At 64.1% G+C, this 23687-nt stretch carries 23 protein-coding genes; 4 read left to right on the forward strand and 19 right to left on the reverse strand.

What is annotated here, in order from left to right; all coding sequences use genetic code 11:
- Window positions 1-568: 568 nt before the first annotated feature.
- From J3456_RS18985 to J3456_RS19060, 16 genes are all read right to left on the reverse strand, one after another.
- Complete coding sequence (locus J3456_RS18985) at window positions 569-2005, reverse strand: aldehyde dehydrogenase family protein (protein WP_349581798.1); 1437 nt, start codon at window positions 2003-2005, stop codon at window positions 569-571.
- Window positions 1998-3443, reverse strand: a complete 1446-nt coding sequence (locus J3456_RS18990) for a flavin-containing monooxygenase (RefSeq protein WP_349581799.1) — start codon at window positions 3441-3443, stop codon at window positions 1998-2000. Before J3456_RS18990 ends, J3456_RS18985 begins: the two co-directional genes overlap by 8 nt.
- Window positions 3444-3467: 24 nt before the next feature.
- Window positions 3468-4265 carry an SDR family NAD(P)-dependent oxidoreductase gene (locus J3456_RS18995; protein WP_349581800.1) on the reverse strand — a complete coding sequence of 266 codons (798 nt, stop codon included), beginning with the start codon at window positions 4263-4265 and terminating at the stop codon, window positions 3468-3470.
- Window positions 4258-5217, reverse strand: a complete 960-nt coding sequence (locus J3456_RS19000) for a carbohydrate kinase family protein (protein WP_349581801.1) — start codon at window positions 5215-5217, stop codon at window positions 4258-4260. The genes J3456_RS18995 and J3456_RS19000 overlap by 8 nt, the downstream gene beginning before the upstream one ends.
- 11 nt (window positions 5218-5228) lie before the next feature.
- The gene (locus tag J3456_RS19005) at window positions 5229-6218 is read right to left on the reverse strand and encodes an ABC transporter permease (protein WP_349581802.1); all 990 of its coding nucleotides are present in this window, start codon (window positions 6216-6218) and stop codon (window positions 5229-5231) included.
- A 10-nt stretch (window positions 6219-6228) separates the two neighbouring features.
- Complete coding sequence (locus J3456_RS19010; RefSeq protein ID WP_349581803.1) at window positions 6229-7233, reverse strand: ABC transporter permease; 1005 nt, start codon at window positions 7231-7233, stop codon at window positions 6229-6231.
- Complete coding sequence (locus J3456_RS19015; RefSeq protein WP_349581804.1) at window positions 7230-8765, reverse strand: sugar ABC transporter ATP-binding protein; 1536 nt, start codon at window positions 8763-8765, stop codon at window positions 7230-7232. The genes J3456_RS19010 and J3456_RS19015 overlap by 4 nt, the downstream gene beginning before the upstream one ends.
- 62 nt (window positions 8766-8827) lie before the next feature.
- Window positions 8828-9808: a sugar ABC transporter substrate-binding protein gene (locus J3456_RS19020; RefSeq protein WP_349581806.1), complete on the reverse strand. Its 981-nt coding sequence runs from the start codon at window positions 9806-9808 to the stop codon at window positions 8828-8830.
- Window positions 9809-9893: 85 nt separating this feature from the next.
- A complete protein-coding gene (locus J3456_RS19025) occupies window positions 9894-10550 on the reverse strand; it encodes a class II aldolase/adducin family protein (protein WP_243263886.1) in 657 nt (218 codons plus the stop codon).
- An 11-nt stretch (window positions 10551-10561) separates the two neighbouring features.
- Window positions 10562-11338: an SDR family NAD(P)-dependent oxidoreductase gene (locus tag J3456_RS19030; protein WP_349581809.1), complete on the reverse strand. Its 777-nt coding sequence runs from the start codon at window positions 11336-11338 to the stop codon at window positions 10562-10564.
- A 173-nt stretch (window positions 11339-11511) separates the two neighbouring features.
- On the reverse strand, window positions 11512-12345 hold the full coding sequence (locus J3456_RS19035; protein ID WP_349581811.1) for a GntR family transcriptional regulator: 834 nt from the start codon (window positions 12343-12345) through the stop codon (window positions 11512-11514).
- A 73-nt stretch (window positions 12346-12418) separates the two neighbouring features.
- Window positions 12419-13648, reverse strand: coding sequence for an MFS transporter (locus J3456_RS19040; RefSeq protein WP_349581813.1), 1230 nt, complete (start codon window positions 13646-13648; stop codon window positions 12419-12421).
- Window positions 13649-14095, reverse strand: a complete 447-nt coding sequence (locus J3456_RS19045) for a MaoC family dehydratase (RefSeq protein ID WP_349581815.1) — start codon at window positions 14093-14095, stop codon at window positions 13649-13651.
- A 22-nt stretch (window positions 14096-14117) separates the two neighbouring features.
- Window positions 14118-14522, reverse strand: a complete 405-nt coding sequence (locus tag J3456_RS19050; protein WP_349581817.1) for a Zn-ribbon domain-containing OB-fold protein — start codon at window positions 14520-14522, stop codon at window positions 14118-14120.
- Window positions 14519-15664, reverse strand: a complete 1146-nt coding sequence (locus J3456_RS19055; RefSeq protein WP_349581819.1) for a thiolase family protein — start codon at window positions 15662-15664, stop codon at window positions 14519-14521. The genes J3456_RS19050 and J3456_RS19055 overlap by 4 nt, the downstream gene beginning before the upstream one ends.
- A complete protein-coding gene (locus J3456_RS19060) occupies window positions 15661-17604 on the reverse strand; it encodes an acetoacetate--CoA ligase (protein ID WP_349581821.1) in 1944 nt (647 codons plus the stop codon). The genes J3456_RS19055 and J3456_RS19060 overlap by 4 nt, the downstream gene beginning before the upstream one ends.
- Window positions 17605-17972: 368 nt before the next feature.
- Here J3456_RS19060 and J3456_RS19065 point away from each other — a divergent pair, with 368 nt between their 5' ends.
- From J3456_RS19065 to J3456_RS19075, 3 genes are all read left to right on the forward strand, one after another.
- Window positions 17973-19361 carry a short-chain fatty acid transporter gene (locus J3456_RS19065; protein ID WP_349581823.1) on the forward strand — a complete coding sequence of 463 codons (1389 nt, stop codon included), beginning with the start codon at window positions 17973-17975 and terminating at the stop codon, window positions 19359-19361.
- 110 nt (window positions 19362-19471) lie between these two features.
- Complete coding sequence (locus J3456_RS19070) at window positions 19472-20065, forward strand: TetR/AcrR family transcriptional regulator (protein ID WP_243263895.1); 594 nt, start codon at window positions 19472-19474, stop codon at window positions 20063-20065.
- A gap of 75 nt (window positions 20066-20140) precedes the next feature.
- On the forward strand, window positions 20141-21319 hold the full coding sequence (locus J3456_RS19075) for an acetyl-CoA C-acetyltransferase (RefSeq protein WP_349581825.1): 1179 nt from the start codon (window positions 20141-20143) through the stop codon (window positions 21317-21319).
- 64 nt (window positions 21320-21383) lie between these two features.
- Here J3456_RS19075 and J3456_RS19500 read toward each other — a convergent pair whose 3' ends face one another.
- Together J3456_RS19500 and J3456_RS19085 are read right to left on the reverse strand one after the other, a co-directional pair.
- Window positions 21384-21788: a DNA-binding protein gene (locus J3456_RS19500; protein ID WP_502989526.1), complete on the reverse strand. Its 405-nt coding sequence runs from the start codon at window positions 21786-21788 to the stop codon at window positions 21384-21386.
- A 161-nt stretch (window positions 21789-21949) separates the two neighbouring features.
- On the reverse strand, window positions 21950-22420 hold the full coding sequence (locus J3456_RS19085) for a MarR family winged helix-turn-helix transcriptional regulator (protein WP_349581829.1): 471 nt from the start codon (window positions 22418-22420) through the stop codon (window positions 21950-21952).
- Window positions 22421-22672: 252 nt separating this feature from the next.
- Here J3456_RS19085 and J3456_RS19090 point away from each other — a divergent pair, with 252 nt between their 5' ends.
- Window positions 22673-23230, forward strand: a complete 558-nt coding sequence (locus J3456_RS19090) for a hypothetical protein (RefSeq protein ID WP_349581831.1) — start codon at window positions 22673-22675, stop codon at window positions 23228-23230.
- A gap of 165 nt (window positions 23231-23395) precedes the next feature.
- Here the strand turns inward: J3456_RS19090 and J3456_RS19505 are convergent, their stop codons facing one another.
- Entirely contained in the window at window positions 23396-23548 is a 153-nt protein-coding gene (locus J3456_RS19505) for an FCD domain-containing protein (protein ID WP_502989527.1), read from the reverse strand.
- Window positions 23549-23687 lie beyond the last annotated feature (139 nt).

The raw sequence follows: 23687 nt of genomic DNA on the forward strand, positions 1-23687 counted from the left end.
TTCCACGCGGTTCAACTCGCGCTCGCTCATCATCACCCATCCCATGTCCACACATCCTCATCCCAAACCGAGGACAGAGTGACACTTCTGCTTTGCTTAAGGGTGACATTATCGCTTTGCGGCTACAGCAATCCACCTTATAAGCTAGATTATGCAATATATCTGTCAGCCTACGTGGTGGGAACTTTTTAAGGCCCAACAAATCATCGATTCCATCGATGCTATTGATGCGAGTGTCTACGAATGATTTCTGCATGTAAGCATTGGCCTAAGGTTGTCCACAAAAGAAGGGCCTGGGGTGGCATCGCGACGCATTCATAGTGATCTACGGATGCCCGATCCGACGCGGCTTGCCATGCCGCGCTTGTCTTGGGAGAGTCCGACCCACATCCCAAAGTTATCCTTGAGCGACTGCCCGTTTTTTTGGCATGCCGCATAGGCCGCACCGAAGCGTTACGCACGTCGTCAAATTAAAGTTCTGGGCCTCATCCGCAGATATGTTATGTCATCGTGTGGCTATTTCAGGGTAAAAACGCCGTGGCGTTCCTATGACTGTTGCCGCGTTGGCTCACCAGCCGGCGACGGATTTCACTTCAAGGTAATCCTGTAACCCCCATTCGCCATGCTCGCGGCCGTTGCCGGACTGGCGATAGCCGCCGAAAGGCGCGTAGGCGGACCAGTCGGCACCGTTGATCCAGATCGCACCGACACGCAGGCGGCGGGCGATGTGGCGGGCGCGCTCCGGGTCGGGGCACTGGATATAGGCTGCCAGCCCGTAGACGGTGTCGTTTGCGATGCGGATGGCGTCTTCCTCGGTGTCGTAGCTGATTAGTGCGATCACCGGGCCGAAGATCTCCTCGGTCTCGATGGTCATGCCTGGCATTACGTCGGCAAAGACCGTTGGCTTCACGTACCAGCCGCGCGAGAGCGCCTCAGGCCGACCTGTGCCGCCGGTCACCAGCGTGGCGCCTTCGTCGATGCCCGATTGGATCAGCGCCTGGATATGGTGCCACTGTGCCTCGTTCACTACGGGCCCGAGGGCGACCTTACCCGAGGGCGCACCGACCACATGCGCCTCTGCGGCGGCACGGGCGATGGCCTTGGCCTCCTCCATGCGCTCCTTTGGGACCAGGAGGCGGGCCGGGGCACGGCAGGCCTGGCCACAGTTGACGTAGCAAGCCTCGACCCCCTCGCGCACCGCTTTCTCTAGGTCGGCGTCGCGGCAGACGATGTTGGCCGACTTTCCGCCCAGCTCTTGCGCTACGCGCTTGACGGTATCCGCTGCGGCTCGCGCCACCTGCACGCCCGCGCGGGTCGAGCCGGTGATCGAGACCATGTCTACGTCGAGATGCCGTGCCAGCGCCTCGCCGGCAACAGGACCAGCGCCGATAATGTGGTTGTAGACGCCGGCCGGATAGCCTGCTTCCTCGACCAGCTCGGCAAAAAGCAGTGACGACAGCGGCGAGTATTCCGACGGCTTGGCGACCATGGTGCAACCCGCCGCGAGAGCCGGGGCGGCCTTGACCACAAGCTGGTTCATCGGCCAGTTCCATGGTGTTATCAGCGCGCAGACGCCGATGGGTTCGAGCCCGATCATAGTATCGCCACGCATCTCCTGTTCAGGCAGCTTCTGCAGCGCCTCAATGGTCGCCAGAAGATGTTGCTGGCCCACCCAGACCTGCGCCGCTCGGGAGAAACCGATGGGAGTGCCCATCTCCTGCATCATCAGCTGAGCTAGATCCTCACTGCGCGCGTCGTAAAGCTCCAACAGACGACGCAGTAGGTGCAACCGCTCGGATCTGGGTGTCAGCGACCAGTCGTCGAAGGCTCCACGTGCGGCGGCGACAGCTCTGTTCACGTCGTCTTCCGAGGCCATCGGTATGATCGCAATGGGCTCTTCGGTGGCGGGATCGATCAGTCGGTGAGTGTCCCTTCCCAAGGGAGCGACCCATTGGCCTCCGATGTAGAAGCTGTCGGTTCGGGTGAGGCTGGGGAAATCACGCAAAGTTCTGGTCCTTTCGTCCATAGCGGAGTGTTTCCGCGCGCAGTTGCGCGGCGGCATCGGGGAGGGCATCCGGTCCTGTCAGGCGGAAACTGAGCGCTGTGACTGCATTCGCGGCCAACATCGCGGCGGTTGGTGCATCGACCGCGCCTTCGGGGTCGCAGCCTGCGAGCCGGGCGAAGCGCAACGTCTGAATATGCTGGTAACGATCCTTGCCTCTTTCGCTCCGGGCCCGGGCGCAGGCATCGCGCAGCGTCGCGTCTTCCGCGGCGGGAACCACGCTGCTCCAGCTATAGGCGAGATAGCGCGCCTGCAACTCGAGCGCCGGGAGATAGGGGCCAATCTGCGCCCAGAGACCCATGAATGCGAGCCCGGGAGCATCCGGGTGAAAGGTATGGTTGGCAAGAGTGATCGACTTATCCGTGAGTTCAAGCGTCTCGCATAGCGCCTGCGACAGGAAAGGCAGGTTCATCCGGTAGCCGGTGCCAAAAATTATGCCGTCAAACTCGTCCTCACTGCCATCGGTAAAGCGCACGGTCCTGTCCTCAATCGAGGCGATCCAGGGGTGGCAGCGAATACGGTCCTCGGCCACGAGGTTGAGGAAATTTTGGCTGCCGGTCGTCCCAGCACGTCGCACATCGGGATCGGCCGCAGGCGCGCCGTACCACACGGGGTCGCCTCCATATTGCAGCACAAAGGCCTTGGTCTGCTCGGCCCACTCCTCCGAGCTTGCGGTTTCCTGGAACAATGCGGCGGCACGGGTGAAGACGTAGCTCTCCACAGGCGTGCCGGCGATCAGCTTGGGCATGACATAGCGCTGCCGCCGCATCGCCGTCGCCACATGCGCGGCCCCGAGCATGGCAAGATCTGAAGCGATCTCAAGCGATGAGATGTTGCCCCCCGCGATCAGCACCCGCTTGCCGCGATAGGCGTCCGGCGTGTCGTAGTCGAAGGCGTGGATCGCGCCCAGATCGCCGCTGAACCCGTCCAGACCCGGCTCATTCGGGATGCCGGGGCGATTGTAGGCACCGGTGGCGATGACCACGCGGGGGAAGGTCTCCTCGCGCGTCTCCCCGCCGCTCTCGATCGTCAGCCGCCAGCCGCCCCGCATCTGTTCCAGCGCCTTGAGGCGGGTGCCGGTCCGGATCTTCGCGTTCAGGCCGAAAAGCTCGGCATAGCTGTCAAGATGGTCGCCGACATCCTGATTGCGCGGAAACATCGCCACCCCGGCTGGGTAATCGAGGTCGGAAAATCGCGTCACCATCCGCGCGGTATTGGTCCGCATCATAGGCCAGACGCCGGACGCAGGGTTGTCGTGGCACCACTGCCCGCCTGGGCGGTCATGGGCCTCGAAGAGCACCGGATCGAAGCCCTGCGACTGCAGGAAGCGTGCGGCAACGATGCCGCCGGGGCCGGCTCCAACGATTGCGACCTTTTCCATGGTATCTTCCCTTTTGAGTTCGTGTCAGTGGAAGTAGATGCCGCCGTCCACGTTCAGCGCCTGGCCGGTGACGAAGGCAGACAGGTCGGAGGCGAAGAAGACCGTCGGCCCGGTGACGTCGCCCGGTGCCCCGAGGCGACGCAGCGCCGCCACATTGGTCCAGTGGTCGATGTTCTCCTGGCTGCCGAGATTGTTGCGCCCCATCTCCGTGAGAATGATGCCGGGGCAGATGGCATTGACGGTTATGCCGTCCGGACCGAGCTCCTGTGCGTAGACCCGGGTGAGGGTGATCGCCGTGGCCTTGGTGGCGGCGTAGTGCCCCTGGGTGGGCACCCCCTGGCGACCGGCGATCGAAGCGATGTTGATGATCCGCCCCGCGCCGCGCGCCCGCATCTGCGGGATCACCGCGTTTGTCATCAGCAGCACGCCCTTGGCATTGACGTCCATGTGAGCGTCCCAGTCGGCTTCGGAAAGGTCTTCGAGCCGCGAGGGTTTCAGGATCCCGGCGTTGTTCACGAGGATGTCGATGCCCCCGGTCGCCTCGGTGATCGCGGCGACGGCCTCGGCGAGGGCGGCGCTGTCGGTGACGTTCAGCGCCCGGGTATCGGCCGTGCCGCCAGCAGCGACGATGCGCGCGGCGACAGCGTCCATGTCGGCGGCCTGCGCGGGCAGGTCGCATATCACCACGCGGGCGCCGGCAGCCGCGAGCCCCTCGGCGAGCGCGGCACCGATGCCTCGGCTGGCGCCGGTGACGAGCGCGGTCTTGCCGATCAGCACCTGCGGCATTGTGGCGGTCATCTGGTTGGTCGCGGTATCAGGCATCGGTCAGTTCCTTCAGGGGCAGGGTTTCCATGGCGTGCAGCGTGTCTTCGAACGAGCCGAGCTTGCCGTCCGAGCCGAGGCCCATCGCCACCTGTGCGGCGACCGCAGACGCGAAGCGTGCGCAGCGGCGCAGGTCCCAGCCCTTACTGAGGCCGATGATGATCCCGGCGGTGAAGCTGTCGCCGCAGCCGGTGGTGTCGACAACCTCGATGTCATGCGCCGGCAGGGTGAAGGGCACGCCGTCCTCGGGGTCGGCGTAGACGCCGTCGCCGCCAAGGGTCAGGATCGCGTTGCGCACGCCGCGCTCGCGGAACCAGCGGGCGGTGGCCTCGGGACCGGAGGTGCCGGCCATTTCCTCCGCCTCCTCGATGGAGGGGATGAAGTAGTCGATGTAGGGCAGCAGCGGCAGCACCTTCTCGACGGTTTCGGGATTTGCCTGGATCAGGTCGAAGGTGGTCGTGCGCCCGGCCGCCTTGGCCGCCTTCAGAAAGTTGACGGACGGCTGTCCGTCGAACGCCCACAGCAGCCCGGTGCCGCCGAGATGCACGATCTTGGCGTCGAGCGCATCGGCGTATTGCTCGGGCACCAAGGTAAAGGTAGTGGCCGAGCCGCGGACATGCAGCGCGGGGCGTTCGCCGTTGGGCCGCACAGGCAGGATCGTCGACGAAGTCTGGTTGCCGGGGTCACGCGACATCATGGCGGTGTCCATGCCGTAACTCTGCATCTTGGAGATCAGAAAATCACCTATGTCGTCGTTGCCGACGGAACTGACCATGCGGGTCCGGAGTCCGAGGATGGCGCAGTCCATTGCCGTGGCGGCGGCGGTGCCGGCGACGGTCATGCGGATCTCCTCGATGAAATCCGCGCGGCCGCCCTCGGGGATAGCCGTCACCGGCCGACCGAGGATGTCGAGGACAGTGAAGCCCACGCAGGAAACGTCGAAAGTGGTCATGGAATTCTCCCTTATTCGGAACGCTTGCGCAGGCCGAAGCTGAGGCCCAGCACGAGAAAGACGAGGATGCCGATACCGACCTGCTGCCAGAAAAAGTTGAAGCCCATCAGCAGCAGCCCGTTGCGCATCACCGCAAGCAGCGCCACGCCCAGCAGCGTGCCGATGACCGAGGGGCGACGCTCGGCCGACAGCGCGGTGCCGATGAAGGTCGCGCCGATGGCGTCGAGCAGGAAAGCGTCGCCGGCAAGCGGCACGTAGCTGCGCACAGTCGAGCTCAGCAGGATACCGGTCACCCCCGACAGGAGCGAGCAAGACACGAAGACCGCGGTCAGCACGAGCGGCACCCGGATACCCGAATACCAGGCCACCTCAGGGGTCGCCCCCAGTGCCGAGACGTATCGGCCAAAGACCGAGCGGTGCAGCGCCAGCCAGACCACCACGATCGCCACCAGCAACACGATCACCGGGGTCGGCACGCCTAACAGCGCGCTGCGGGCGATGGCATCGAAAGGGGCGGCGAATTCGGCCCGTGTGAGGTAGATTGGCACCCCGCCCTGGGTTGAGAGTTGCTGCACCGACTTTCCGATGAAGAGCACGCCGAGCGTGGCGAGGAACGGGTTGATCTTCAGCTTGTTAATCAGCAGCGCGTTCAGCAGGCCGACACCGAAGGCGGCAGCAAGCCCGCCGGCGATGCCGATGAATCCGGTGTAACCCGCAGCGATCAGCATGATGAAGCACATCGAACTGAGGTCGATGGCCACGCCAACCGAGAGGTCGATGCCGCCTGCCCCGATGACGATGGTCATGCCAAGTGCGACGATGGCCAGCAGAACGATCTTGTTGGACACCAGGTTGAACAGGTTCTCACCAGTCATGAAGGTGTCGGTGGCCAGCGTGAAAAAGATCACGACGGCGGCGAAGGCAAGCAGCACGGCGACGTTGGAGAAGGCCTCCAGCGTCATTCGGGGCATGCGCGAGGGGGTGGTGGTCTCTGCACTCATGTCGGCCTCCTCAGGACTTCTTGGCAAAGGACGTGACGGCGACCACCAGCAGGATCAGCGCCCCCTGCACACCGCTCACCCAGTAGGAAGAGATGCCTAGAAGCTGGAACCCGTTGGCTAGGAAGCCGATGAACAGCGCGGCCAGAAGCGTGCCGCCGATGGTCGGGATGAAGCGGCGCGAGAACACGGTCCCCAGCAGCGCAGCCGCGAGGATCGGTAGCAGCATCAGGCCGGTGCCCGGCGTCGAGGACGACAGCCGCGCTACGATCAGGATCGAGGTCGCCCCGGCCATCAGCCCCGAGAAGATGTAGGCACCGAAGACGTAGAGCCCGGTGCGCAAGCCGGCGGCGCGCGCCGCCTCGTGATGGCCACCCACCGCGTAGAGCCGCAGGCCGGTGCGCGAATAGTGGATCGCCCAGACCAGCAGCACCGAGACCACGATGAAGCACCAGGCCAGCGCCGAGATACCCAGGAACCGGCCGAAGGCGAGCGTCCCGAGCAGCGGCGAATTGACCGAAACGACGGTGTTCTGCGTCAGCGTCAGCTCCAGCCCCGCCGCGATGTTCATCACGGCCAGCGTTCCGAGCAGCGGCATGATCTTGAGCCAGACGACGGCGATCCCATTGAGGAAGCCCACCGCCATTCCTGTGGCCACCGCCGCCGGGATCGCCACCGCATTGCCGTAGCCGGATTTCAGCAGCACCGCGTAGACCGCCGCGCACAGCCCGGCGTTGGCCGCGATCGACAGGTCGATCCCGCCCTTCTGGACGTCCGTGCCGGTGCCGATGAAGACCACCGTCATGCCGAAGGCCAGAAGCCCCAACACGGTGGACTGCTCGACCACGTTGGTTAGGTTGTAGGGCGAGGTGAACCCGCGCGCGGTCAGCGCGAAGTATATCATGATCCCGGCAAAGGCCCCGAAGGCGCCGAGCCGGATGGCGAGCTTCGACCAGTCGGCGCGCTGGCGCGCCGGCCGGGTCGTGCCCGCCTCGGGCATGTCTGCGGCCACACTCATGCGTTGGCCCTCCTTTCGATGGTCTGGGGCTTCGGCGCGGCGACGGCGCTGCCGGACGCGGCGGCCAGAAGTCGGTCGGCGTCGATCTCGCCGTGGCGGTGTTCGCTGGTGATCTCGCCGCGGTAGATGACGAGGATGCGGTCACACATCTCGGCGATCTCCTCGAGGTCGGAGCTGAGGAAGATCAGCGCTTTGCCCTCGGCCGCAAGCCGATTCATCAGCGAGAAGATCTCGATCTTTGCGCCCACGTCGACGGCCACGGTCGGCTCGTCGAGCAGGTAAACCGAGCTGTCGCGGCTCAGCCACTTGGCTACGACCACCTTTTGCTGGTTGCCACCCGACAGGTTCTTGACCAGCTGATGACGGTCCGGCGTCTTAATCCCGAGATCGGCGATCAGGCTGTCGACCCGCGCGACTTCCTCGCGGTTGCGCACGAAGCCGCGCACCGACATCTGGTCGAGCGAGGCGAGCGAGACGTTCTCGCCCACCGACAGACCGGTCGCGACACCATGCGCTCGTCGGTCCTCAGGGATCTTAGCAAAGCCGCGGCTCACCGCCTGCACCGGGGAACGGAACGAGATCGACTCGCCGTGCAGGAGGATCTCGCCGCTGTCGAGCGGAAGTTGGCCGAACAGCGCCTTAAGCACCTCCTTGTCGCCCGAGCCCAACAGCCCGGTGAGCCCGAGGACCTCGCCGGCGCGCAGGGCGAAGCTCACGTTGCGGAAATGCGGCTCGGCCGTAATGCCGCGCGCCTCGAGGACCGGCGCGCCGATCTCGGCGTCGCGGCGCGGATACATCTCTGAGGTGTCGCGGTCGGTCATCATCTCGACGATCTTGGGGATGCCCGCTTCGCGTGGGTCAACCACGCCCACGTCGGAGCCGTTGCGCAGAACCGTGACGACGTCGCAGATCTCCTCAATCTCGGACATATAGTGTGAGATGAACACAATCGCGAGCCCGTCGTGCCGCAGACGGCGCAGCACCGCGAAGAGGTTGTCAACTTCCTTCTGGATCAGCGCTGCGGTGGGTTCGTCAAGCACCAGCACCCGCGCGTGATTGGCCAGCGCCCGGGTGATCTGTACGATCTTCTGCTGCGCGGTGCTCAGCTCGTTCACCAGCATCCGCGGGTCGAGATCGAGATCAAAATAGCGCTTGAGAAGCGCCGCAGCCTCGCGGTTCATCCGGCGCAGGTTGAGGAACGGGCCGAAGTGCGGCTCGTTACGCAAGAAGATCGCCTCAGCGACCGTGGCCGTCGGCACCAAGAGCCGGTCCTGGTGGATGAAGTGGACGCCGCGCGCTTCGACGGCGGCGGGGGTCACCGGGCTGATCTCTTCGCCGAACACCCGGACGCTGCCGCCGCTGAGCGAGTAAATCCCGGCCAAGACCTTAATTATCGTTGATTTCCCGGCGCCGTTCTGGCCGATCAACCCGTGGATGGTGCCGGGATGCACGACAAGGTCGGCATTCTGCAGGGCCTTGACCGGTCCGAAGGTCTTGTCGATCCCGGCCATTTCGATGGCTGCGTCGGTCATGTCACTCTCCGTTTGAATGGGCAGGCCGGCGGTGGTCGCGCCGGCCCGCTTGCGCCGTCAGCTTACTGGCTCTGCGCCCCGGGGAGGAACGGAGCGGCCGTTTCGTCGGCGTTGTCCTTGCTGATCAGCACGGCATCGACGAAGGAAAAGGGAGGAATCTCCTCGCCGGCGAGATGGCGCGCCACGTTCATCGCCGCTTCGCGACCGATCTCATAGGGCTGCTGAGCTACGACCGCGCCGGCGGCGCTGTCGGGGTTGGCGACCATCTCGACATACTCGGGGCTGCCGTCGACGCCGTAGGTCTTCACGTCGGTGCGGCCCGCGGCCTCGATCGCCTGCGCGGCGCCGATCATCGGAACGTCCCAGCATGCCCAGATCGACTTGAGCTCCGAGCCTTCAGGATTCTGCGTCAGAATGTCGGTGGTGTCGGAATAGGCCTGCTGCACTGTGTTGGGGATGACGTCGCGCAGCTCGGGCTCGAGGATCTCGACCTTGGGGAAGCTTTCCAGCACATACTTGAGCTGATCGTATCGGATCTTGCAGACCGGCACCGAATAGAAGCCATTGAACACTGCAATCTTGCCCTCGCCGCCCATGTCCTGGACGATCTGCAGCGCCAGCTGCGCGCCGATCGAATAATTGTCCGAGGTGGTGTTGTTGATGGCATGCGGCGTCGAGGTGTCGACGGTGAAGAGCGGAATGCCTGCCTGGTTGATACGCTGAAGCCACGGATCGAGCACGTCGATGTTGCCGAGCTGCTCGATGATCGCGTCGGGCTGCTGGGCGATCAGGGTCTGGATCTGGCTGATCTGGGTCTGGTCATTGCGGCCCGCGTCAAGCGCGATAACTTCCGCGCCCAGTTCCTCGAGCATGTCGACCTGTCCGCGATAGGCCATCAGGTCCCAGTGGTGGTCGGTGCCGATCACGGTCACACCCACCGTCTTGCCCTCGAGGCTCAGCCCCTCGGTGCCGTCCTGCGCGAGCGCGGCGGTGGCGATGGCGATACCGGCGACGCCGGTGGCGAGAATGGTCTTGAAATGCATGGTTTCTCCTCCTGTCTGCATCTGATCTTTTCAAGGCCGAGCCCGTCCTCCCGGCGCGGCTGAGTAAGCTCTGGGGGCGTATCCCTCAGTCCGAGTGGCCATAGCCGGCCATCCGGTCGAGCACATTGCGGATTTCCAGTTCCGACAGCAGCGGCGGCTCACCGACGGTCAGGCAGCCGAGATACTGCTTGGCGAGTGTTTCGAGTTCGACCGCGCGCCACATCGCCTGGACCAGCGAGCTGCCGGTTACGATCATGCCGTGATGCGCCAGCAGGCAGGCCGACCGGTCCTCGAGCGCGGCAAGCGCATGGTCCGACAGCTCCTTGGTACCGAAGGTCGCATAGGGGGCGCAGCGCACGTTGTGGCCGCCGCAGATCGCAACCATGTAGTGCAGCGGCGGGATGTCCTTCTCCATGATCGACAGCGTCGTGCAGGCGGTCGGATGGGCATGCACGATGGCCTCGACCTCGGGCCGGGCGGCCATAATGTCCCGGTGGAACTGCCACTCCGACGAGGGCCGGCGGCGGCCTTCGATGCGACCATCGAAGCCGATCCAGACGATGTCCTCGGGGGTCATGTCGTTATATGGCAGCGAGGTCGGGGTTACGAGGATCCCCTCGCCCGATCGCATCGAGATGTTGCCCGACGTGCCCTGATTGATCCCCGAACGGTTCATTTCGCGGCATGCTGTGATGATCTCGTGGCGGGCGCTGGTGTCGTAGGTTTGCGCGGTATCCGACATCGTTTGGTCCCTCATAGGCTGGTGTAGCCGCCATCCACCGCAAGGATGGATCCGGTCATGTAGCTCGACGCCGGCGACGCCAGGAAAACGATAACGGCGGCGACTTCCTCGGGGGTGCCGCAGCGGCCCATCGGGGTCATCTCGAGCCACTTGTCAAAGAGCTCGGGGCGGGCGCGCATCTCGAGGGTCATCTCGGTGCCGATGTAGCCGGGGGCCAGCGCGTTGACGCGCACGCCGGTCTTCGCCCATTCCACCGCCAGCGCACGGGTGAGCTGGTGGACGCCGCCCTTCGAAACCATGTAGCTCGAGGCGAATTGAGGCGCGTTGACGATGTTGCCCGACATCGACCCCATGTTGATGACCGAGCCGCGTCCGGCGGCGACCATGGCCCGGCCGAATTCGCGGCAGCACCAGAAGCTGCCATTCAGGTTGACCTCGATGACCTGCCGCCATTCCGCGTCCGCGACATCGGTGGCGCTGTGCAGCCGGGCGATCCCGGCCGAGTTCAGCAGGATTTCGACGGAGCCGCCGTTGCGCCCACAGATCGAGGCCGCGGCCTCTGCGACCGCCGCGGGGTCGGTGACGTCGAGCACGGTGGTCTCGACCGTGGCGCCCTGGTCACGTAGCGACATGGTAGCCTTGCCAAGCGCCTTTGCGTCGAAATCTATCAGCTCGAGTGTCGCGCCGCAGGCGGCCAGCGCGCGGGCCGCCTCGAGCCCGATGCCGCTGGCGCCGCCGGTCACGGCCGCGACCTGTCCGCCCAGATTGTTGAGGTTGCTGTAGTCCAAGACCCATCTCCCTGCGAAAGGCGCCCTTCCGCGCCCGTCGCACCATGTTTCGTATTTCGCGATGTTGAGAGACCTGGTCCCCCCTCCTGAATGCAGAATGACCGATCGGTACAGTGGTTGTCAATCTGGATATTACCAGAAGTAAGGGAAGATAATTATTATATAATTTTCAGCTAGTTGTTGAATGTTCCGGTAGAGACGTGAATGCGCGCCACCGAGGAATTGTAGAACGCGCGATAATATTCGAGCGGCGCGTCGTTAGTGTCGTAGGCAATCGATTCGATGGCGATCAACGGCTGGGTCTCACGCACCTCGAGACGGCGCGCGACATTGGCCGACGGCAGCTCGGCGGTGAACCAACGTTCGGCCCGTTTCGAAATCAGGCCATAGCGGTCCTTGAGGATTTGGAAGATCGACTGGCCCTCGATGTCGAAGCTCTCCATCTCCGGCACCTTGTGGCCCGGCAGCGAGATCAGAGTATGGGTGATCGGCTTGCCGTCCGAGCGGTAGATGCGGCCCACGCGGATCACGCTGCCATCGGGCGGCAGCGAGAAGACCCTGCGCTCGTCCTCGTCCGGAGGAAAGCGGCCGAAGGTGAAGGCGCGCGCGGTCACCACGTGGCCCCGCGCCTCCAGGTCCGAATGGACCGAGACGTTTGAGGTCAGGAAGTCGGTCTCGGTGCGCGGCTGCGCGACGAAGATTCCGCGCCGCGGCACCTTTTCGAGCAGCCCCTCGCTGGCGAGCCCGGCAAGCGCGGCCCTCACCACCGGGCGGGAGACGTCGAAGATCTCGGCGATGCTCTGCTCCGAGGGCAGGCGGGCGTCGGGTTCGAGCCCCTTTCCGATCTCTTCGGCCAGGGCGTTCTTGAGTTGGATCCAGAGCGGCACGTCGCTGCTGCGCAGGAACCGACCGCTGGTGGCCAGCCGTTGCAGCACATCGGCCGCGACCCCGTCCGCGTTGCGCGGCCGGCCGCGCCTATGAGATTTTTCGTGGTTTGCGCCCGCCATGTCCGACCTCCCATGATCGAATGTTTCTAGGGATATACAGAATGCCGCAGGACGCGCGCAAGGGCGACGCGTTTCAGCGTGCGCCGTGGGCGAGGCGCCCGGCCTCGGGCCGGGCGCGCAGCGCCAGCATGGCCCAAGTGCCGATGGCGGGCCCCGGCAGCAGAAAGAGGAAGGCCCACTGCCAGCCGCCGATCCAGTCGGCGAAGAGGGGCAGCCCCCAGATGGCGATCACCGTCAGGCCGAAGCCCAGCCCCATCTGCAGCGTCAACGCAGTGCCCACGAAGGCGCTATCGGCAAGCTCGGTCACCGCCGCTGAGAACTGCGCGCTGTCGCCGATCACGGTGACGCCCCAGAGCAGTGCCAGAAGCGCCAGCAGCAGCGGCGGCCCGTCGAAGAAGGCGCCGATCAGCGCCGCGCAGCCGCCCGAGACGAGCATCATGCCGGCACAGGTCAGGCAGCGCCCGATCCGGTCCGACAGCCAACCGCCGGCAAGACAGCCGATCACCCCCGAGGCGACGACGACGAAGCTGAGCATCGACGCCGAACCGAAGGGGAACGGCTGCATCCCGGCTTCGGCCGCGGCGGCGAAGGCGAGGATCCAGGCCCACATGGCGTAGAGCTCCCACATGTGGCCGAAATATCCAATGTTCGCGAGCAGGAGCGGCCGGTTGGTGAACACTCCGAGCGACTGGCGCGGATCGAAGGTCGCCTTACCGAACGGGTTTGGGCCCTCGCGGGCCGCCAGCCCGAAGAGCAGCGTTGCCGCCAGTGCAGAGCCCGAGGTCGCCCAGACCACCGCGCGCCAGTCGACGTCTTCGGTCACGGCCCGCACAAGGTGCGGCATCGACGAGCCCAGCGTCAGCGCGCCGATGAGGAAGCCGAGCGCTAGTCCGCGGCCGCGCACGAACCATGTCGCCATGAGCTTGAGCGCCGGCGGGTAGACCCCGGCCAGCGCTACGCCGGTCACGAAACGCACCACGATGGCGCCTTGCGAACCCGTCACCAGTAGCGCGGCGTTAGCGAGTGCCGCGAGCAGCGCCGCCGCGGTCATCAGCCGATGCATCGCGACGATGTCGGGCAGGTTGACCAGCGAGGCCCCCACGGCCCCGGCGACGAACCCGAGCTGAACGGCGTTGGTCAGCCAGGTCGCCTGCCCCGGTGTCAGCCCCCACTCGCGGATCAGTTCCGGCATGATGGCGGTGGCGGAAAACCATGTCGCCAGCACCCCGACGACACCGAGGCAGATGATCGCCAGCATCCGCCAGCGGCCCTCGGCGCGGGGTATCGACGGGGCGTCGGTCATTCAGAGGCCCTCGAGCGGCATCGTGTAGGTGGTCGCCTCGCCCTCGACACAGACCGCGCCCTCGGAATCGGTGACCGAAACCTTCAGCGTGCAGAGTGGCTTGTCCTCGCGCACCTTGATGATCTCGACCCGGCCAGTGATAGTCTCGCCGACGCCGACCGCCTTTTTAAAGTTTAGGTTGGTGTTCAGGAACACCGTCCCCGGCCCCGGCAGGTCCTCGGCCACGCAGGCGTTGAGGATGCCGGTGGTGACGCCCCCCTGTACGATGAGCTTGCCGAAGGCAGTCTTCTTCGCCAGTTCCTCGTCATAATGCACTGGGTTACGATCACCGGTCATGTCGGTGAAGGAATGGATGTCATCCATCCGCGTGGTGCGGCTGCGCTCGGCAACCTGCCCCAGTTCCGGCATCCCGTTGATGGTGCCGATCCAGCCGTTGGTATCTTTCATGGTATCCTCCTCTTGGATGTGATCACACAGGGCGGAAACAGGGCAGAACCCGCCCGCCGATGCTCGTAGGCGCAAGCTGCAGCGCCATGCCGACCTCGAACGCCTCGCTCAGGAGGTGGCTGAGCAGCGTCGGCCCCTCGGCCAGTTCGACCAGCCCCACGCTGTAGGGGGCCACCGCAAACCAGCCGGGATGGCCGGGCTTGTGGATGGTGCTGAAGCTCTTCAGCCGGCCCACGCCGCGTGCCTCTTCCCAACGCAGCGCGTCAGACCAGCAATACGGGCAAAGCTCTCGCGGGTAGAACGCCGCACCGCCGCAGCCGCCGCAGCGCTGGATCAGCAGCCGTCCCTCGGCGGCGGCCTCCCAGAACGGCGCGGTTAGCGGGATGATCGTCGGGCCGGGAACCTTCAGTGTTGCAAGATCGCTCATGCCTCTGCTCCCAGCACCAGTGCCACGGCCTCGGACATGGTCGCGCCGTTGCCGGTGACCAGCGCGAACTCCGGGTCGGCGATCTGCCGGCCCGTGGCGGTGCCGCGCAGCTGCCGCACTGCTTCGGTGACATGAGTCATGCCCCCCGCGAGATCGGGCTGGCCGTAGCCGAGCTGTCCGCCGTGGGTGTTCATCGGCATGTCTCCCTCCGAGCTGAAATCGTGGTCGCGCATGAAGGTCCCGAAGCCGCCCGGCGCGCAGAGCCCGGCGTCCTCCAGCGTCGTTGCCACCATGATCGTGTAGCAATCGTAGAGCGACAACAGCGACATTCGGGCCGCATCCACCCCCGCCTGCGCAAACGCCCGCGCCATCGACGGCTTGAGCGGCCCCGAGGTCAGATCCGGCGCTTGGCTGACGGCCCGGTGGGTGATCTTCTCGCCCGCGCCCAACAGCCAGGCAGCGCTGCGCCCCTTGGCGCGCTCGGCCGACGTTACGATCACGGCCTCGGCGCCAGCCACCGGCATGACGATCTCGAACAGCCGCAGCGGGCTCGCGATCATCGGCGAGGCCAGCACATCGTCCAAGCTGGCGGGCTGGCCGTGGAAGATGGCGTCGGGATGGCGCTGCGCGTTGGCGCGCGCCCAATGGGCGATCAGCGCGAAATCCTCATCGGTGGTGCCGAACCGCGCCATATGCGCTTGCTTGAGCAGCGCGTAGGACACGTTCGCCCCGGATGCGCCGAAGGGCACGTCGAACTCGCGGATCGGGTTGCGGTTGGGGCTGCGCGGCACCTCAGGGTTCCGGTGGTTGCCGATGACGCAGAGCACGGTTTCACACATGCCCGCCTGAATCGCTGCCGCCGCGCGCCAGACCATGCCCGGCCCCGAGGCGCCGCCAAGATCGACCACGTTCGACATCACCGGTTGCAGGCCAAGGTATTCTGACACCGTGGCCGGCACGTGCTGGGGCGTCTCGCCCACCTGCGGCCCGACCAGCAGCCCATCGATCTCGTCCTTCTCGAACCCGGCGTCGTCGAGGGCGGCCTTGGCCGCCCGAGCGAGCATCCCGAGCGTCGAGGCGCCCTCGGTCCGGCGTTGCGGCGGCAGCGATCCTGCGCCGACTATGGCGGCATGAGGTCTCATAGCGGAACCCTTTTCGTCAGGCTGGCATATTCGGCAAGACAGTCGGCGTTGGCCAGCGATCCGAGGTTGGCGACCGCCCGCCCCGAGACCACCGATCGTGCGGCGTTCTCGACCCGCTTTCCGTTCACCGTCATCGGGATGTCGGAGACGCAGTAGATCGCGCTCGGCACGTGGCGCGGCGAACATTCGACGCGCAGCCTGCGGCGGATGGCCTGCGCCAGGTCCGGTCCCGCGGCCTGCTGCCCGGCTATCTTGACGCAGAGCACGATCTCTTCGTCGCCCTCAACTGGACGGCCGAAGACGATGCAGTCCTCAAGCTCGGGGAATTGCGCACAGACATTGTAGATGTCGGCAGTACCGATCCGCACGCCGCCGGGGTTTAGCGTGCAGTCCGAGCGGCCGTGAATCTCGGCGCTGCCGTCCGGATAGAGAGTCGCATGGTCGCCGTGGGTCCAAATCTCGGGACGTTCGGCGAAGTAGCTCTTGCGGTAGCGGGCGTCGCCGTCCGGCCCCCAGAAAGTCGCCGGCATCGAGGGGAACGGTTCGGTGCAGACCAGCTCTCCAGGCCGGCCGCGCACCGGGGCGCCGCGTTCGTCGAAGACGTTTACCGCCATGCCCAGCCCCTTTACCGTCAGTCGTCCGCGGCGCACCGGGTGCAGCGGCGATCCGAGCAAGAAGCAGCCCATGATCTCGGTCCCGCCCGAGATCGAAGCGAACCCCATGTCGGCCTTTACAGCGTCATACATCCAGTCGTATTGCTGCGGCGAGACGGGGCTGCCGGCCGACATCAGCCAGCGCAGCGATCCCAGGTCCTGCGCGTCGCCCGGACGGTAGCCCTGCTCCATTAGTGTCGAGAGATACTTGGGCGAGATCCCGAGATGCGTGAGCCGCTCGCGCTCGACCGCGCGCCAGAGCTGGCCGCAGTCTAACCCGCCTGCCTCCTTCAGCACCGGGGCACCGTCGTAGAGCACCAGCGTGGCACCGCAGCCCATACTTGCCACGACCCAGTGATACATCATCCAGGCGGTGTTGGTGTACCATAGGAAGCGATCGCCGGGCCTCACGTCACCATGCAGCATGTGCTCCTTGAGCTTCTGCAGCAGCACGCCGCCGGAGCGATGCACGATGGCCTTGGGCGCGCCGGTGGTGCCCGAGGTGTAGAGAATGTAGCAGGGATCGTCGAAGCGCCGGGGCTCGAACTCCAGCGGTCCGGGGCTGCCAAAACTCTCCCACGTGGTCACCGGCACCGGGCTCTCGGGCGTGCCCTCGCCGACGGTCACGAGCGTTTCGAGCCCCTTGATCTGCGCGGCGACATCGCCGAGCCGCGCGGTCAGGTCGATCTCCTTGCCGCCGTAGCGCACGCGGGGCTGCACGAACAGCACCCGGGGCTGGACCTGCCCGATCCGGTCGAGAATTCCCGTCGTCCCGAAATCCGGCGAGCACGAGGTCCAGACCGCGCCGATGGCGAGGCTCGCGAGATGCGTGACAAGGCATTCCAACCGGTTGGGAAGCACGGCCCCCACGCGGTCGCCCGGCCCGACGCCGGCGGCGCGCAGGCCGCGCGCGATCCGCGCCACCTCGGCGCGCAGCGCCGCCGCGGAGTGCTCGGCGCGGGCGCCGGTCTCGTCGCATTCGATCACAGCACAGGCGGGGTCGGCACCCGCCAGCAGGGTCTCGGCGACATTCAGCCGGGCCTCGGGAAAGAACTGCGCGCCGGTCATCGGCGCGGCGGGATCGCGGTGCAGCGCCACTGAGCCCTTGTCGCCCTTCACCCCGGCAAAATCCCACAGCCGCGACCAGAAGGCGCCCGGATCTGCGATGCTCCAAGTGTGCAGTGCCTCGTAGTCTGCGGGATCAAAGCCGCAGTTTCGGGCGAAGCGCGCAAGCCCACTATCGCGCAGCGCACCGGCCTCGGGGCTCCAGAGTACCGATCTGTCCATTATTACCTCCTCCGTTACCGGTATCTTATCCTTGCCCGGCCCTCATGGACTATTCGGTCCAGAGGTGAAGACGCAAGCAATTTTTCTCGTACTGACTGCATTGGCAATGCGGCGAGGACGAGGCGATGCAATCGCAATATGGGTAATTTACATTATTATCAATTATTTGGTTAACATCTTTCGCTGAGCCTTACGTGATTACAACACGTTTCAAGCTCATAAAATGTAGCGGATCAGCCTGTGTCAGGGGCCGAAGCGGACAGAACCGAACGGTCAGTTCTGCTTGACTCGGGCTTAATGCAACTCTTAGCTTCTTCTCAGACCGAATGGTCCAACTCCTTTGGATCCGGTCACAGGGAGGAGACATCATGCTTTACCGACTGGGCGTCGCGTGCTCGTCATTCACGCGCGCATACATACCCAATCCGTTCATTTTTGCCATCGTGCTGACCGGTCTGACTGCCGTGCTCGCCATGGTCATGACGCCAACCGGGCCCGCACAGGTGGTGGGCTTGTGGTACGACGGCTTCTGGAACCTGCTGACCTTCGCGATGCAGATGACCGTGATTCTGCTGTTCGGCTACGTGCTCGCATCCTCGCCGCCGGTCGAACGCGGCATCGAACGCATCGCGCGCCTGCCGAAGAGCTCGACGCAGGCGGTGGTGATGATCACCGCGCTGGCCGTCGTGTTCGGCGCATTAAGCTGGGGGCTGGGTCTGATCATCGGCGCGATCTCAGCGCGCAAGATCTCGCAGTCCTGCCTCGAGCGGGGTATCCGCGTGCATTACCCGCTGGCCGCCGCGGCGGGCTTCTCGGGGCTCATAGTGTTCAACTGTGGACTGTCGGCTTCGGCGCCGTTGCTGCTCAACACACCGGGCCACTTTCTTGCGGACGAAATCGGGCTGATTCCGCTGACAGACACGATCCTTTCGGGCTACAACCTGCTGACGCTGCTGGCCTACTTGGTCATCATCCCCTTCGTCTACGCCGCAATGCAGCCGCCCGAGCATGAGCGCCAGACCGTCGCACCGAAGCCGGCGCCCGGCGCGCGCTCGCTCAGCGCCGCCGCCGTCGGTGACATCGGCGCTGGTGGCGAGGCCAGCCTCACCGACCCGTCCGACCGGACCTTCGCCGCCCGCATGGAGCGCGCCCGCCCGCTAACCTGGTCGGTGGTCGCCGCAGGGATGGGCTACGTGGTCTGGCATTTCGCGACCAAAGGCTTCGATCTCAACCTCAACCTCGTGAACTTCATTCTGCTGCTGTTCGGCATGGCGGCGCATGGCACGCCGATCGCCTATGTCCGCGCCGTGGACCAGGCCATCGGCGCATGCGGGCAGGTGGTGCTCCAGTTTCCCTTCTACGCCGGGATCATGGGGATCATGTCGGGCTCCGGCCTGATCACGATCTTCGCAAGCGGGCTGGTGTCGATCTCTAACGAGGTGACCTTTCCGTTCTTCGCCATGGTCAGTGCGGCAGTGGTCAACCTGTTCGTGCCCTCCGCCGGCGGCCAGTGGGCGGTACAGGGACCGGTGCTCATCGAGGCCGCGCGCAACATCGGCGCCGACATCGGCCAGACCGCGATTGCCTTTGGCTATGGCGACCAGCTCACCAACGGGTTGCAGCCGATGTGGATGCTGCCGCTTCTCGGTGTGACGCAACTGCGCGCAGGTGACATCCTCGGCTACACGGCGGTGATGATGCTGTTCACGCTGGTCATCTTCGGTGCCGGTGTGACGCTGTTGCCGCTCATCCTGTAGGCAGTTCGGAGACGACGGCTCCGGCGCACGCGCTACGGCGCCGGAACACACTGGTCCGACCGGTCATTCGGTGTTATTAGCTCGAATAGACAGAAGATAGAGGCCATCGAATGACCGCCCAAGCTCAGCCCCGACCGATCAGCGAAAGCAAGCGCTCAATCATGAAGACCGCCGCACAGCTGTTTGCCGAAAAGGGCTATGGCAGCGTCGGCACGGCCGAGCTGGGGGCCGCCACTGGCCATGGCAAGGGGGCGCTCTACCACCACATCCGATCAAAAGAGGACCTGCTCCTCGACATCATGACCCTCTACCTGCACGACCTGCTGGCCGAGGCCGGGACAATCCTCTCCAGCGACGAGGATGCCGAGTCCCGAATCAGGGCGCTATCACTCAGCCTTATGCAGGCCGTGGTGCAGGACAACGCCGAGATGACCGTCTGCTTCCGCGAGGTTCACGCTTTGTCGCCCGAGCGGCGGCGCGACGTGCTGCGGTTGCACGGCGACTACTTCCGGCTGTGGGAGTTGGTGATGAACGAGGCACGCGATGCCGGCCGCCTGCGCCCCGTCGACCCGGACGAACTGAAGGCGATGCTGGGCATGTATTTCTACGCATTCCTTTGGGTCGGCCCGCAGCGGGCCGGCGACATCGAGGCGCTGGCAGCGAAGTTTTCCGGCATCGTGCTGCGTGCCTGCCGCAAGGACTGACCCGCTTCCGTGAGGACTGGACCACAGAAAATTAATCCCGTACCGTTCGGTCCATAAAACAAGAGGAGAGCCACCATGTCCGAAGGAGTCTTCATCGTCGCCGCGCGCCGCGCGCCCATCGGCAAGCTGTGCGGCGCCTACGCGGGGCTGTCCGCCGCGCGGCTCGGCGCGCAGGTCATGCGCCGGGTCGTAGAAGACGCCGGCATCGACCCCGGCAGCATTGACGAAGTGATCGTCGGGCAGGTGCTTCAGGGCGGCGCCGGGCAGAACCCCGCGCGGCAGGCCGCGATCTGGGCCGGCATTCCCGACTACGTCCCCGCCATGACGATTAACAAGGTCTGCGGCGCGGGTCAGAAATCCATCCACCTGGCCGCCCAGGCCATTCGCGCCGGCGACGCCGACATCGTGCTCGCGACCGGGCAAGACAGCATGACCGAGGCGCCGCACCTTCTGCCCGGCGCGCGGTCCGGCCACAGGTCCGGCGACGTCGAACTGCGCGACATGATGATCGTCGACGGCCTGTGGGACGTCTTCAACGACATCCACATGGGCAACACCGTCGAGCATCTCGCCCGGCGTTACCAGATCACCCGCGAAGAGCAGGACCGCTTCGCCCTCGCCTCGCAGGAGCGCGCGCTCGCCGCGCAGGAGGCGGGGTTGTTCGATGCCGAGATCGTGCAGATCTCGGTCCCCGGCCGGAAGGAGACCCGGACCGTGACGCAGGACGAGCAGCCGCGCCGCACCAGCCTCGATCGGCTGGGCGGCATGGCCCCCGCCTTCGAGCGCGAAGGCACGATCACCGCCGGTAACGCCTCGGGGCTGAACGACGGTGCCTCGGCGGTTCTGGTGGTCTCCGAGCGCCGGCTGCGCGCGCTGAACCTGCCGCCGCTGGCCCGGATCGCTGGCTACGCGGCGGCAGCACTCGACCCGATGGACATGGGGCTTGGGCCCGTCGAAGCCTCGCGCGTGGCGCTTGCGCGGACCGACTGGGCGGCGCGCGATCTCGACCGGCTCGAGATCAACGAGGCCTTCGCGGCGCAGTCGCTTGCGGTCAACCGCGAGATGGACTGGGACCCCGAGCGGATCAACGTGAACGGTGGCGCACTAGCCCTCGGCCATCCACTGGCCGCGAGCGGAAACCGGATCGTTACAACGCTGGTGCACGAAATGCGCCGGTCGGGGTCTGCGAAAGGGCTCGCCTCGCTCTGCATCGGCGGCGGCATGGGCGTTGCGATCTGCCTCGAGGGAGCATGAACTCATTCGCCACCCCTCTAAGGAGCACCAATTGCCCTCGATAGCTTTTTTGAAATCGCATCACTCACGGCCGAGCCGCTGACAACCTATTGACCTCATTCTTTAGACGCAGAATTTCTTCATGCTGCTCGCCGATGGTCCCATGAAGGTGCTCAATCTCTTCCTGGGCATGATGTTCGAGCAAATCGGCTTCAAGCGCTATTTCTCTGCGCAGTTCCGCAAACTCGCCCTCCATCGCAGACCAAAGCTGCATGACTAAGTCACTACCCATAGTCCATACATGATCAGGCATGACCAGCGAGGCTGAGGCAAGCTCTCGGGCGCGTCGCCGATGCCATTCCCGTAGAGCAGCCGCGATATCCCGGCGGGACCCCCGGCCCCGCGCTTTGAGGATAGTATCGTAACTTAGCTTGATACCCGACGAGTGAAGCTCGGCACACAACGCCAATAGTTCATCTTGCACCGCCATGATTGGTACTCCGGTATGGTCATAGTACCTCTATAACCGCCGTGAGCGAGGGTACTTGGGTTTAAAATTCGTACCACTTTTTTGAGCGGCAGAAATGGTACTGCTGCCTCACATTAAGTACCATTTCTCAAAGCCGATGACAGTACCATTTATGGGTACTTTCAAGGAGGGTTGTCATCGAGGTTTTTGAGGATCCCTTGGAGCAATTCCACCATTCGCTTCCGATCGGTATCCGCCACGTCTTTTGTCAATTTAGACAGCTCTGATTGCGTAATCTTCTCCGCCTGCTCTCCGAGCTCTCGGGCGCGTGGCGTCAGGTGCAATAGCATCGCTCTTTTGTCTTTAGGCGATGGCTCTCTCACGAGTAGCCCGTCTCGTTCCAGACGGACAGCAAGAGCACTTAAGGTGGCTGTTTCTACACGCAATACTTTAGCCACGTCTGACAAGGTCATGTCATCACTCTCGCCCACCGCACGTATAAAACCGGCAGCGCCTGCTGAAAGCCCGACGGCTCCGAGCTTCGCTTGACTTTTCTTCGCCATTGATCGGGAAATCGCAGAGCAAAGTTCGTAGATGCGGCGGCCATGAGCCGCTGTATCCAGTGTTACATGAAGTTCTGTTTGATCCACCATTCAACAAGTACCTTCCCAGTACCATTTATGATCGCATCTCTCTGAGGCACAGACCTGGATAAAGCTTCCCGCCAAAAACTTTGGTTGCTTCCTATAATTTTTCCGCTTGAACATCAACTCCGCGCCGGGTCGAACACGTAAATAACCTCATATTTTACCGATGACCGCCCGCAAGGGCGCGAAAAAATTCTTGTATTGCGAATTTGGCCCCATAATTAGTTAGGTAGCAACCTACCTATTCGGAGCCAACATATGCATACCCTTGTCGCCTACACGCCTCCTCTCGACCCAATCGAACTCCGCTTTCCCGTCGTCATGACGAACGCGGAAATGGCTGCTTGGTGTCAGGTCGGGAAAAATACCGTGCCGCACATCGTTCGCTACTTCGGCCTCAACGAACTGTCTGGCGCTGCGAAAAACCATCGATTCGGCTTGCATGAGGTCATGGGGAAAATCATCAATGTGACACCTCCCGACGACGCGGAAATCAAGGTTCTCCTCTATCCGCTCCAGAAAGTCACATGGGTATCTGAGCGCACGGGTTTGAGCGTCTCTTCTATCAATGCAGCCGTTTGCGAAAACCGCTTGTTGCTGCCGGCGCCGATTGAGGTGACTCCCACACAACCTGGCCGCACAGCAGCGCGCGGGAGGCGTTGGGTCCCCGCTCAGATCGAAGCCTATATCCGCAACGATCCCATCCCGTTCCAAGTAGCACCGGAGCCTCGCCCAGTTCCAAAATCCCGGTCAAAACCCACGTTCCGTAACGCATTCGAGGCAATTTGCTCCGATAACGCCGAGGTTTCCTCTTAACGCCAACTGTAACGAACAGTCCCAAATTTCCGGGGTCGCAAAGTGTATGACATAGTAATGCAGTCGCCCTGTGCGTTCTTTCCGAGAATGCGCAGACAGAAAATCTGCGCATTCGCTACTCCCCAACCATAGAAGAGCAACCAAAGTTATGAGACCGCTAGATTATTAGTCACTATTGTCCATAGCCCCTTCTCGCAGGGTGACGCTCAGGCGTTCAGCAGCTTGTCGGATGTGATGGCGCATAGCATCTCGCGCGCCGGAACGGTTTTGGGATTCAATTTGGCTAAGAATACTACGATGCTCATCAAGCGTACGCATAGCAAGGTCATCGGGTAATCCCCCCTAAAAATAGTGGTGTTCAAAAGTAGAATTTTCTCGGCAAGATATCTGAGGAGATTTATGATGAAGAACGGACGATTTAGCGACGCACAGATCATGGCCGTGTTGAAGCAGGCAG

This window comes from Sulfitobacter sp. NFXS29, assembly GCF_040148765.1.
Lineage (GTDB): Bacteria > Pseudomonadota > Alphaproteobacteria > Rhodobacterales > Rhodobacteraceae > Sulfitobacter.

Excerpts from the sequence above, each read along its gene's own strand:
- J3456_RS18990 (WP_349581799.1), bottom strand. The coding sequence starts at position 3,443 with ATGGAAAAGGTCGCAATCGTTGGAGCCGGCCCCGGCGGCATCGTTGCC.
- J3456_RS18995 (WP_349581800.1), bottom strand. The coding sequence starts at position 4,265 with ATGCCTGATACCGCGACCAACCAGATGACCGCCACAATGCCGCAGGTG.
- J3456_RS19000 (WP_349581801.1), bottom strand. The coding sequence starts at position 5,217 with ATGACCACTTTCGACGTTTCCTGCGTGGGCTTCACTGTCCTCGACATC.
- J3456_RS19005 (WP_349581802.1), bottom strand. The coding sequence starts at position 6,218 with ATGAGTGCAGAGACCACCACCCCCTCGCGCATGCCCCGAATGACGCTG.
- J3456_RS19010 (WP_349581803.1), bottom strand. The coding sequence starts at position 7,233 with ATGAGTGTGGCCGCAGACATGCCCGAGGCGGGCACGACCCGGCCGGCG.
- J3456_RS19015 (WP_349581804.1), bottom strand. The coding sequence starts at position 8,765 with ATGACCGACGCAGCCATCGAAATGGCCGGGATCGACAAGACCTTCGGA.
- J3456_RS19020 (WP_349581806.1), bottom strand. The coding sequence starts at position 9,808 with ATGCATTTCAAGACCATTCTCGCCACCGGCGTCGCCGGTATCGCCATC.
- J3456_RS19025 (WP_243263886.1), bottom strand. The coding sequence starts at position 10,550 with ATGTCGGATACCGCGCAAACCTACGACACCAGCGCCCGCCACGAGATC.
- J3456_RS19035 (WP_349581811.1), bottom strand. The coding sequence starts at position 12,345 with ATGGCGGGCGCAAACCACGAAAAATCTCATAGGCGCGGCCGGCCGCGC.
- J3456_RS19040 (WP_349581813.1), bottom strand. The coding sequence starts at position 13,648 with ATGACCGACGCCCCGTCGATACCCCGCGCCGAGGGCCGCTGGCGGATG.
- J3456_RS19045 (WP_349581815.1), bottom strand. The coding sequence starts at position 14,095 with ATGAAAGATACCAACGGCTGGATCGGCACCATCAACGGGATGCCGGAA.
- J3456_RS19050 (WP_349581817.1), bottom strand. The coding sequence starts at position 14,522 with ATGAGCGATCTTGCAACACTGAAGGTTCCCGGCCCGACGATCATCCCG.
- J3456_RS19055 (WP_349581819.1), bottom strand. The coding sequence starts at position 15,664 with ATGAGACCTCATGCCGCCATAGTCGGCGCAGGATCGCTGCCGCCGCAA.
- J3456_RS19060 (WP_349581821.1), bottom strand. The coding sequence starts at position 17,604 with ATGGACAGATCGGTACTCTGGAGCCCCGAGGCCGGTGCGCTGCGCGAT.
- J3456_RS19065 (WP_349581823.1), top strand. The coding sequence starts at position 17,973 with ATGCTTTACCGACTGGGCGTCGCGTGCTCGTCATTCACGCGCGCATAC.
- J3456_RS19070 (WP_243263895.1), top strand. The coding sequence starts at position 19,472 with ATGACCGCCCAAGCTCAGCCCCGACCGATCAGCGAAAGCAAGCGCTCA.
- J3456_RS19075 (WP_349581825.1), top strand. The coding sequence starts at position 20,141 with ATGTCCGAAGGAGTCTTCATCGTCGCCGCGCGCCGCGCGCCCATCGGC.
- J3456_RS19500 (WP_502989526.1), bottom strand. The coding sequence starts at position 21,788 with ATGGCGGTGCAAGATGAACTATTGGCGTTGTGTGCCGAGCTTCACTCG.
- J3456_RS19085 (WP_349581829.1), bottom strand. The coding sequence starts at position 22,420 with ATGGTGGATCAAACAGAACTTCATGTAACACTGGATACAGCGGCTCAT.
- J3456_RS19090 (WP_349581831.1), top strand. The coding sequence starts at position 22,673 with ATGCATACCCTTGTCGCCTACACGCCTCCTCTCGACCCAATCGAACTC.
- J3456_RS19505 (WP_502989527.1), bottom strand. The coding sequence starts at position 23,548 with ATGCGTACGCTTGATGAGCATCGTAGTATTCTTAGCCAAATTGAATCC.